At 63.2% G+C, this 1,163-nt stretch carries 1 protein-coding gene; it reads left to right on the top strand.

What is annotated here, in order from left to right; translation table 11 throughout:
* The first annotated feature begins 64 nt into the window (after window positions 1-64).
* Entirely contained in the window at window positions 65-1,129 is a 1,065-nt protein-coding gene (locus ACS8YF_RS19555) for an IS5 family transposase (RefSeq protein ID WP_440851764.1), read from the top strand.
* Window positions 1,130-1,163 lie beyond the last annotated feature (34 nt).

Below are 1,163 nucleotides of genomic sequence, written 5' to 3' on the forward strand. Positions count from 1 at the left end.
GCTGAAAAACCCGACAAATCTCGGGACAATAGTCAGCAGTGGAGAGTGAATAGGAGCCGAACCGATGCGAAGCCCGGACGCCGAACAACCGTCGCTGTTTTCGTATTCACAGACGACCGATTTTGTGCCCGCGGATCATCCGTTGCGCCGGATTCGATCGCTGGTCGATGGGGCACTGGAGTCGATGGACGGGACGTTGACGGTCAGCTACTCGCATACGGGCCGCCCGGGTATCGCCCCGGAACGCCTGATCCGGGCCTTATTACTTCAGATCCTGTACTCGATCCGCTCCGAGCGCCAGCTTGTCGAGCAGCTCCGCTACAACATGCTCTTTCGCTGGTTCGTCGGGCTGTCGCTGGATGATGCGGTCTGGGACGCCACCACGTTCACCAAAAACCGCCAGCGGTTCATCGATGGCGCGGTGACCGGTCGGTTGTTGGACGCGGTGGTCGATCAAGCCCGCCAGCGCCGGCTGTTGTCCGACCAGCATTTCTGTGTAGACGGCACGTTGATCGACGCCTGGGCGTCGATGGGCAGCTATCGGCGCAAAGACGAGGACGACGAGCCGCCGAACGGGCCGCCCGACTTCAAGGGCGAGGTGAGGCGTTCTGACACGCATGAATGCAAGACCGACCCCGACGCCCGGCTGTACAAGAAAGCCAAGGGCCAACCCAGCCGACTGTGTTATATCGGCCACGTGCTGACCGACAATCGCCACGCGCTGGTCGTTGACGCCGAGACCACGCACGCCAGCGGCACCGCCGAAGTCGATGCGGCGCTGGCGATGCTGGATCGAAGACCCGGCCGGCGCCGACTGACGGTGGGCGCCGACAAGAACTACGACCAGCAACGCTTCGTGGAGGGCGCGCGCAAGGCCCGCGTGACGCCGCACGTGGCCCGGAACAACAAGGGACGACGATCAGCGATCGACGCCCGTACGACACGCCACGTTGGCTACGCGAAGTCGATCAATGCCCGTCACCGCGTCGAGACGCCATTCGGCTGGGGCAAATACGCCCGACCGCTGAAGCAGACGATGCTGCGTGGACTGGATCGGGTCGCCGCTCAGGCCAAGCTGGTGTTTGCCAGTTACAACCTGATGCGGATGGCCGCATTGGAGGCCGCATGAGCGCGTTTCGTAGCCGAACTGCGTCTGAAAGTCG

This window comes from Salinisphaera sp. SWV1, from assembly GCF_052044155.1.
GTDB lineage: Bacteria > Pseudomonadota > Gammaproteobacteria > Nevskiales > Salinisphaeraceae > Salinisphaera.

Excerpts from the sequence above, each read along its gene's own strand:
- ACS8YF_RS19555 (WP_440851764.1), top strand. The coding sequence starts at position 65 with ATGCGAAGCCCGGACGCCGAACAACCGTCGCTGTTTTCGTATTCACAG.